Annotated in this window: 12 protein-coding genes and 1 pseudogene; 10 read left to right on the forward strand and 3 right to left on the reverse strand. The window is 62.0% G+C overall.

The window, feature by feature from the left end; genetic code table 11:
* Window positions 1–158: 158 nt before the first annotated feature.
* Window positions 159–455, reverse strand: coding sequence for a type II toxin-antitoxin system RelB/DinJ family antitoxin (locus ACSFA8_RS27035; protein ID WP_435482539.1), 297 nt, complete (start codon window positions 453–455; stop codon window positions 159–161).
* 470 nt (window positions 456–925) lie between these two features.
* On the opposite strand from ACSFA8_RS27035, the gene ACSFA8_RS27040 reads away from it, so the two are divergent.
* The 4 genes from ACSFA8_RS27040 to ACSFA8_RS27055 are packed head-to-tail and all read left to right on the forward strand — an operon-like array spanning window position 926 to window position 2,613.
* On the forward strand, window positions 926–1,543 hold the full coding sequence (locus ACSFA8_RS27040) for a type IV toxin-antitoxin system AbiEi family antitoxin domain-containing protein (RefSeq protein ID WP_435482540.1): 618 nt from the start codon (window positions 926–928) through the stop codon (window positions 1,541–1,543).
* Window positions 1,540–2,112: a nucleotidyl transferase AbiEii/AbiGii toxin family protein gene (locus ACSFA8_RS27045; protein ID WP_435482541.1), complete on the forward strand. Its 573-nt coding sequence runs from the start codon at window positions 1,540–1,542 to the stop codon at window positions 2,110–2,112. The genes ACSFA8_RS27040 and ACSFA8_RS27045 overlap by 4 nt, the downstream gene beginning before the upstream one ends.
* On the forward strand, window positions 2,109–2,339 hold the full coding sequence (locus ACSFA8_RS27050) for a CopG family ribbon-helix-helix protein (RefSeq protein WP_435482542.1): 231 nt from the start codon (window positions 2,109–2,111) through the stop codon (window positions 2,337–2,339). The genes ACSFA8_RS27045 and ACSFA8_RS27050 overlap by 4 nt, the downstream gene beginning before the upstream one ends.
* Complete coding sequence (locus ACSFA8_RS27055) at window positions 2,329–2,613, forward strand: type II toxin-antitoxin system RelE/ParE family toxin (protein ID WP_435482543.1); 285 nt, start codon at window positions 2,329–2,331, stop codon at window positions 2,611–2,613. Before ACSFA8_RS27050 ends, ACSFA8_RS27055 begins: the two co-directional genes overlap by 11 nt.
* Before the next feature lie 313 nt (window positions 2,614–2,926).
* Here the strand turns inward: ACSFA8_RS27055 and ACSFA8_RS27060 are convergent.
* Window positions 2,927–3,134, reverse strand: a pseudogene (locus ACSFA8_RS27060) (amidohydrolase family protein); the annotation flags it as partial.
* 303 nt (window positions 3,135–3,437) lie between these two features.
* Here ACSFA8_RS27060 and ACSFA8_RS27065 point away from each other — a divergent pair.
* The 4 genes from ACSFA8_RS27065 to ACSFA8_RS27080 are packed head-to-tail and all read left to right on the forward strand — an operon-like array spanning window position 3,438 to window position 5,261.
* Complete coding sequence (locus tag ACSFA8_RS27065; RefSeq protein WP_435482544.1) at window positions 3,438–3,626, forward strand: hypothetical protein; 189 nt, start codon at window positions 3,438–3,440, stop codon at window positions 3,624–3,626.
* A complete protein-coding gene (locus ACSFA8_RS27070; RefSeq protein ID WP_435482545.1) occupies window positions 3,589–4,158 on the forward strand; it encodes a hypothetical protein in 570 nt (189 codons plus the stop codon). The genes ACSFA8_RS27065 and ACSFA8_RS27070 overlap by 38 nt, the downstream gene beginning before the upstream one ends.
* Window positions 4,155–4,529: a GFA family protein gene (locus ACSFA8_RS27075; protein ID WP_435482546.1), complete on the forward strand. Its 375-nt coding sequence runs from the start codon at window positions 4,155–4,157 to the stop codon at window positions 4,527–4,529. The genes ACSFA8_RS27070 and ACSFA8_RS27075 overlap by 4 nt, the downstream gene beginning before the upstream one ends.
* Before the next feature lie 30 nt (window positions 4,530–4,559).
* Entirely contained in the window at window positions 4,560–5,261 is a 702-nt protein-coding gene (locus ACSFA8_RS27080) for a DUF899 family protein (protein WP_435482547.1), read from the forward strand.
* A gap of 321 nt (window positions 5,262–5,582) precedes the next feature.
* Here the strand turns inward: ACSFA8_RS27080 and ACSFA8_RS27085 are convergent, their stop codons facing one another.
* Window positions 5,583–5,903, reverse strand: coding sequence for a DoxX family protein (locus tag ACSFA8_RS27085; RefSeq protein WP_435482548.1), 321 nt, complete (start codon window positions 5,901–5,903; stop codon window positions 5,583–5,585).
* 28 nt (window positions 5,904–5,931) lie between these two features.
* Between ACSFA8_RS27085 and ACSFA8_RS27090 the strand changes: the two genes are divergently transcribed.
* Window positions 5,932–6,354: a helix-turn-helix transcriptional regulator gene (locus ACSFA8_RS27090; RefSeq protein WP_435482549.1), complete on the forward strand. Its 423-nt coding sequence runs from the start codon at window positions 5,932–5,934 to the stop codon at window positions 6,352–6,354.
* 208 nt (window positions 6,355–6,562) lie between these two features.
* Window positions 6,563–7,726 carry an ATP-binding protein gene (locus ACSFA8_RS27095; RefSeq protein ID WP_435482550.1) on the forward strand — a complete coding sequence of 388 codons (1,164 nt, stop codon included), beginning with the start codon at window positions 6,563–6,565 and terminating at the stop codon, window positions 7,724–7,726.
* Window positions 7,727–8,107: the final 381 nt, after the last annotated feature.

The raw sequence follows: 8,107 nt of genomic DNA on the forward strand, positions 1-8,107 counted from the left end.
CGGCGCTTGAGGTCTTCCAAATCGTCTGTCATTTACGTTCCCACGTTCATCTATGTGGGAACGTAGGCTGTCAGGTCACAGCCCGCGGCTCAAGGACGTGGTTTATTGATCGCATACCGACGATCGATAGAAGATCCGCTCGCGCCAGCTCTCGCCACTCAAGAGCGGGCGCGGCGCTTCCTGTCGATGATTGCTTGCGCATCGGCCATCACTTGTTGATGGAGCACTGGCGGACGCGTATCGTCTAGCGCCTCTTGCACTTTCGCGCGGAACCATGCGTCATGTGCATCCGCATCTGCGGTCAAGCCGGCCGGTAACCCACCTTCTTTGGTGACGCGGGTAAGCAGGATGCGAACTGCATCGGAAACGGTCAGCCCGAAGTTGGCGAGCGTTTCTGCAGCTTCAGCCTTGAGTTTGTCGTCCACGCGCACGTGCAGCATCGAGGTATGAGACATCGTCGTTCCTTGCAAGTTAACATGATTGTATCTCAAATGAGAGACGACTTGCCCTGGCGGTGGAGGCCTTATTGCTCTCCGCCTGTAGACATGCGAACCCAGGTCGGCGCCGCCTTCGAGCGGACCCCACGCACAGGCCGGGAAAGCGCCGCGTCACGCCGCCGAAGAACAACGCCTTGGCCAGGCCTGCGAGACCTCGTTCGATCACGGCATCAGCAACTCTGCGCAAGGAAGCGGCATTGGCGCTGTGCCAGACAGGCGATGCGCCGCCCTGCCTGCGCTCGACCGCGCAGCGCACGACGCAGATTCGGGAGTGCGCAAGTCGGCGCGGCTGACTATCGCCCAGTCGGCGCCAACCCGCTCCAGACAAATGGCTTTGAACTCGAACCAGGAACATGCAGCGCCGATCGTTAATTGCGTTATTTAGTTATTTATTGACAAATGACTAGACGTTGCAACAAACTCCGGCAATGACACTGGAGGCCGATTCAACTCTCGAACAAGCCGTCCTGGCGCTCGCCGAGCGTCGGCCGCTGCTGCGCGCGCGCGACCTGACCGTGCAGGGCCTGCCGACAGTGGTGCTCAGTCGACTGGTCGCGTCGGGCCAGCTCGAGCGCGTCGCCCGCGGCGTCTACAGCCTGCGGGGACGCGCACTCAGCGAGCACCGGTCTCTGGCCGAGGTAGCCCTGCGCGTGCCACGGGGTGTCGTGTGCCTGCTGTCGGCGCTGCGCGTCCATGGCATTGGCACGCAGGCGCCCTTCGAGGTCTGGCTGGCGATCCCCCACCATTCGCCCACCCCCCGCCTGGATCAGCCGGTGCTGCGCGTGGTGCGCATGTCGGGCACGGCCTTCACCGAAGGCATCGAACCGGTCGAGATCGATGGCGTGCAGGTTCCGGTGTTCAACGCGGCCAAGACGGTGGCCGACTGTTTCAAGTACCGCAACAAGATCGGCTTGGACGTGGCGCTGGAAGCGCTGCGCGATGGCTGGTCGCAGCGCAAGCTGACGATGGATGCGCTCTGGCACTACGCCACGGTGGATCGCGTGGCCAATGTCATGCGGCCCTATTTGGAAAGCGTCACAGCTTGAGCCGCAACCTTGCTGCCTCCATCCGGGCCCGCCTGAAGCAGCGCGCCGATACCGCGAAGCAGGACTTCAACCTGACGCTCACCCACTATGGGTTGGAGCGGCTGCTGTACCGGCTGTCGGTCTCGCCGCATGCCGCCAACTACCTGCTCAAGGGCGCACTGCTGTTTTCACTGTGGTACGACCAGCCGCATCGGCCGACGCGCGATGTGGATCTGCTTGGGTTCGGTTCGGACGACATCGACACCGCCATTTTGGCTTTCCGCGAGATCTGCCAGATCGAGGTGAAGGATGGCATCGCGTTTGATCCCGCCTCGGTCAAGGGCTCGGCGATCCGCAAGGAGGCAGGTTATGGCGGTGTGCGGATCGACCTGCAGGCGAAGCTTGACGGTGCGCGTATCGCATTGCAGGTGGACATCGGTTTTGGCGACGCGGTCACACCGGCGCCAGAATCGGCGACCTACCCGGTGCTGCTCCAAGAGCTGTCCGCTCGGCTATCGCTGACGTGGTTAGCGGTTTGTGCTAACATGTACACATCCACTCACTTGACTCACCAATGTCTACGACCATGACTGTTCGTCTTGAAGACGAAGTAAAGGATCGCCTCGATGTTCTAGCCGCGTCCACGCAGCGCAGCAAATCGTTTCTTGCGGCCGAGGCCATCAAAGAGTATGTCGAGAACAACGAGTGGCAGATCGGTGAGATACATGCTGCACTGGCCGAAGCTGAAGCCGGCGAATTCGCTGGCGACAAAGATGTGGCCGCGCTCGCAACAAAATGGAAGGTGAATGCGCGTTAGGTGGCTGCGCACAGCGCTGCGCAATCTTGATGACGAAGCAGCCTACATCGCTGTCGAAGATCCTAAAGCTGCGCATCTCGTTGTCGAACGCGTGCTGGATGCCGTTGCGATGCTGACGCATCAGCCGGGCATGGGGCGACCAGGTCGAGTTCCTGGTACGCGGGAACTCGTTGTGCTCAAGACTCGCTACATCTTTCCTTACCGTGTCCAAAAGGAATCGATCGAGATTCTTCGCGTCTTCCATACCTCTCGAAGGCCGCCACAACGCTGGTAGTTCACCGAGTAGCGATGCACGCTCGGCTAGCTAAGCTAAAGCCGGTGAAGCGAAAATTCGTTATTGCCCTGTCCAAGAAGTGGAAGGATCGATCGAATGCCAGGCCGCGTTCCCCGCGGGGAAGACGCCTGAAATTGCCCTCCACGCGCCTGCCTCTGCAAGATTGGTTTGCACTACGGCCCGGTGCTAGAAAATTCAAGGCCAGTCGGCCCCGAAATGCACACGGCAACGCAACCCACTCGGGCTATTCCGACAATCTTTCAATCATTCGTAGCGCGCGCCCTCGTTGCCCTCGTTGCCTTCGAACGCCGCAGAACAGCGAGGCGAGCAGCTCGATGTCGGCTTCCGCGGGATCGTAGTTGCGCACCACGTTCTTGTTGCGGTTTTCCCAGCGATCCACGAGGTGAGTGTAGACATGCGAACCCAGGTCGGCGCCGCCTTCGAGCGGACCCCACGCACAGGCCGGGAAAGCGCCGCGTCACGCCGCCGAAGAACAACGCCTTGGCCAGGCCTGCGAGACCTCGTTCGATCACGGCATCAGCAACTCTGCGCAAGGAAGCGGCATTGGCGCTGTGCCAGACAGGCGATGCGCCGCCCTGCCTGCGCTCGACCGCGCAACTTCGTCCTACCCGCAAACAGCTCCTTGTCCGTCGCCCGGGGCCGGGACGCGGCCCAGGCTCAGGCTACAGGATGTGCCGGGCGAAGGCTTCGTGATCGATCGGTTGCGCCACTCGGCAGCGAGGCTTGCCCCACGCTCGACAATGAGCGAGGCTCGGTTGGAGCCCATGGCGACGCCATCGAGCGGCGCACCCAAGGAGACTCTCGTGACCCAGCCCTTTCAAAAGTGGACCGTTCTGCCGCACGGCAAGCTGGTGCAGATCGATGAGAACATCTTGACGGTGGTGGGCGAGATACACATGCCGCTCATGGATCTGCCGCGGCCGCATGACCGTGGTGCGCTTGAGCGACGCAAGCTTGGTGATCTTCAGCGCAATCGCACTCGACGAGGATGAGATGTCCGCGCTCGAGGCCTACGGTCGCCCTGCGTACCTGATCGTGCCCAGTGACAAGCATCGGCTTGACGCGAAGACCTGGAAAGATCGTTACCCCGAGATCCAGGTCGTTGCACCCGAGGGTGCGCGAGCGAAGGTCAGCGAAGCGGTACCGGTCGACACGGTGCCGCCGCGCTTCGATGACCCGAACCTGCAATTCGTGACTGTCCCGGGAACGCGTGGCCGGGAAGCGGCGCTTGTCGTTCGCACGCAGAAGGGCACGACGCTCGTGCTGAACGACGTGGTCGGCAACATTCGCGACGCGGCCGGCTTTGGCGGCTGGCTGCTGCACCTAGCGGGCTTTGCCGGCAAGGAAGCGCAGATTCCCGCGGTCGTGAAGATGGCGGTGATCGAGGACAAGAAGGCCTTGCGCACACAACTGTTGCAATGGGCCGAGATCGACGCGCTGGTCCGCGTCCTGGTGTCGCACGGGTCGCCGATCGAAGAGAACCCTCGCCAAGTGCTGCGTGAGCTGGCGGGATCGCTGACATGAGCGTCACGGGTAGCTGCCACTGCGGAAAGACGGCCTTTCGCATTGATGCCGAGATCCCTGCCCAACTGACGCGCTGCACCTGTTCGTTCTGCGCCACGCGAGGCGCGCTGCTGGCGTACTGCACTCCAGATCAATTTCATCTGACGGCGCTCCCGGCCGAGGACGCGGTCTACCGTTGGCAAACGAGACAGGTGGCTCACCACTTCTGCGTCGAGTGCGGCTGCGCCACGTTCAGCGACAGCCCGGCCTTCGAGCCTGATGGAACGTGGGATGGCAGCAACCGCCGGATCGGTGTCAATGCCCGGCTTTTCGACGACTTCAATGCGGCGCTCGCCTCGATCGTCGTCATCGACGGCAAGCACCTCTGGTAGTTCTGGCACTTGAATGGTCAGGAGCGCAACATGAATGCACAGCTGACACCCGCGACCGAACTGGCCGCAAAGGCCAAGACCCCGTTTCCGGGGGCGTCGCCCGAATACGAGGTGGCCCGAAAAACCTTGCTTGCCGACGAGATCGAGTTCCGCCGCCACATGACCAGGCTGGGAAAGCAGCGCCGTGCCTTGCCGCCGGGGCCTGTGATCACCAAGGACTATCGTTTCAAGGATGAGCAGGGGTCCGAGGTCGGGTTGAAGGATCTCTTCGGCGACAAGGAGACGCTCGTCACCTACTTCTGGATGTACGGCCCCCAGCGCGAGCGGCCCTGTCCGATGTGCACGAACTGGCTCGGATCCGTCAACGGCAACGCGGCCGACATCAAGCAGCGCGTGGCGCTCAAGATTCTGGGACGCTCCACGGTGGAGCGGCAGCTTGCTTTCGCGCAGGAGCGGGGCTGGCGCAACCTGAACTTCGTGCAGACGGTCGGCAATGACTATGCCAAAGATCTCGGCATCCTGGCGTCGGACGGCAGCGAGTCGCCAGCCCTGGTTGTCTTCAAGCGCGACAGCGAGCAGGTTCGCCTGTTCTGGGCGAGCGGGATGAGACTCGAAATGGCCGATCCAGGTCAGGACCCGCGCGACGCGCCAGATATTGCATCGCTCTGGTCTGTACTCGACCTGACGCCGGAAGGACGCGGCGCCGACTGGTATCCGAAGCTGAACTACTGATGCGGTTGCCGGTCAGGGACGAGCCGAGTGAGGGGCGACATTGCGGCGAGCACCTAGGGAAGTCATTGTCCGCAGCGGGTCGGAGCAGCTGCTTCGAGCGCCGACCATCGATCAGGTTCCGAGGCAAAACTGAGGGCACTGGGGAGAACCCGCATGATTTCTTCGAAGCGACATCGCGTTGGCGTGCTGGTCGGCCAGTCTTCGCCGAGGCTCTTTCAGCGGGAAGCTGGCCAAGGCACTGATCGTTCGCGCCCCCGAGGAGTTCGAATGCCAGATCATCGAAATCGGCGATCTGCCGCTCTACAACCGGACCTCGACGGCTCACCAGATCGCCCGGTAGTAGTTTAGCGAATGGCCGTCCCGATGCTCGCGCGCCGTGCACCACGCGATCAAGGCCAGCAGCGCCACCTGGATCGGCAGTCTCAACCAAAGCGCCCACAGCGGGATCGATGCGAACAGGTCCGGCCGCTGCAGCATGTAGATGTGACACGGCGTGACGGCTACCGTCAAAAGAAACAGGCCGATGCCCGCAGCCCGACGACTCGAACGCAAGAGCAGACCTGCAGCGCCAAGCAACTCGAAGACTCCGCTCACCAGCACCGCCGCACGCGGCCAGGGAATCCAGGGCGGCACGATCCGCATCTCGGTCTCGGTGGCCGCGAAATGCGCGATGCCGCCGATTGAAGAACCACAGAAACACGAACACCACGCCGGCCAGCTACGCGTTGAAAAGCACTTCGCTGCTTGGCACCATGCTTCTCGATACACCGAGCGCATGGTGCTCCGAGAAAAGCCTTGCCCGCGCCACGATGAAGTCGGTGGACATGAATCCGAAGGCGTTCATCTCTCCGCGCGGATCGTCCTGGAGGCCAAGCGCCTGTTGGCGCACACGGAACTGTCCGTCTCGGACATTGCTGAAAGTATCGCCCTTAACGACCTGTCCAACTTCGTCAAGTTCTTCAATCGCAGGCCGAATGCACGTCGATGGAGTTTCGCCGTCGACAAATGTCTCTCCGTAGCGGCACTGAAGCGAAAAGGCGCATTTGATCTTCGTACGGCTACCAGCGTCGAATGGATAGTGCTATTACGATAATCTTTCAATCGTTCTTAGCCCGATACCGGCAAGCTGCGGACGTTGGCGCCCGTTCGCGCCGGTCTCTGCCAGTCAGGTCATGCGTTCTTCCTGACCCGAGTAGCTACTTGGCCCTCGAAGCTCTGAACTAAGGCCAAGTCATCGGCCTCTGCAAATGCAAATGCAAGAGTGAATCTTCAATTTGCACGAACGGCGTAGAATGGCTCTCATGATTTCTCGCGACATCGCGCCACTTGCCGCCGAACTGGCGCGCCAATATCCGGTCTTGACGCTGACCGGACCGCGTCAGAGCGGCAAGACCACGCTGTGTCGCAGCCTCTTTCCAGACAAACCCTATGTCACGCTGGAAGATCCAGACACGCGGCGTTTCGCCGAAGAAGATCCGCGCGGCTTCCTGAAGGGCATCGAAGGCGGCGCCATAGTCGATGAGATCCAGCGCTCACCGCAGATACCCTCATACCTCCAGGCGATCGTCGATGCCGACCCGACGCCAGGGCGCTTCATCCTCACGGGCAGCCAGCAGTTTGAACTAATGTCTCAGGTGAGCCAGTCACTGGCCGGCCGCACTGCGGTGTTACGCCTGCTGCCCTTCTCCCTCGCCGAGGTGGCGCGGCTTCATCCGGTGCTGCCGCTGGCGCAAACACTGCTCACGGGCTTCTACCCACGCATTCACGACCGCGGCCTCGACCCCTCGCAGGCGCTTGGCGATTACTTCACGACCTACGTTGAGCGTGACCTGCGCCAGTTAGCCGCCGTTCATGACCTGCAGCGCTTCGAACGCTTTGTACGACTGTGCGCCGGCCGCGTCGGCCAGCTCGTGAACCTCACAAGCTTGGGCAACGATGCCGGCGTTTCGCACGCCACAGCCCGAGCATGGCTTGACTTGCTCCAGACCAGCTACATCGTTCACGTGCTGCCGCCCTGGTTTACCAACACGTCGAAAAGGCTCGTAAAGAGCCCCAAGCTGTACTTTTGCGACGTGGGCCTGGCCTGCTGGTTGCTTGGCCTTCGCAGCGCCGATCAGGTGGCGCGCGACCCCCTTTTCGGCAGCTTGTTCGAGAACCTGGTGATCATGGAAGCGCTCAAGACCAGATTCAACCAGGGCGAGTCGGCGCAGATGTACTTCTTCCGGGACGCGACAGGCAACGAGGTCGATCTGCTGATTCCCTCCGGACGCAAGCTGCGCGCCGTGGAGATCAAAGCTGGCGCGACAGTCAACCCCGATTACTTCCGGGGCCTTCGCAGTTTCGCGGCTGCCTTTCCCGATGCGTTGGAAGGCGGCAGCATCGTCTATGGCGGCGACACCGACCAGGCACGAAGCGACTGGCCGGTGATCGGCTGGCAACGCCTGCAGCATCCTCCGGCGCAGTGATCTTCAGTGCGTTTGCGCAGGTGGTGCACCTGCGGGTGCCTCGCGCGCAAGCAGTCGCGCCCGGCCGCTGCCGAGCCATCGACTGTCGCGGGGGTCGACACCCTCGCCCTCCTCGTCCAAGTCTGCTTTGGGTCAGAGCATTGAACAGTCGGGGAGACGCAGCCGCCTTGGGCAGCCACGCTTCGAGCGCTGCAACAAAACCAATGTCCACCTGCAGCGCGATGCGCGCACCGTCCAACCTCGCCTGCAGGTCGATCCGCACGGACTGACCCTGCCTCGTTTCCACGTACACCAAGTCACGCAGCCAGGAGGCTGCGTTCCCTTTCGACAGGGGCAAGGTATCCGATGGCCGTGTGCATGCGCACGCGGTTGTAGAAGCCC

Origin of the sequence: Variovorax nitratireducens, from assembly GCF_051216545.1 — a bacterium.
In the GTDB taxonomy this organism is placed as follows: Bacteria; Pseudomonadota; Gammaproteobacteria; order Burkholderiales; family Burkholderiaceae_C; genus Variovorax.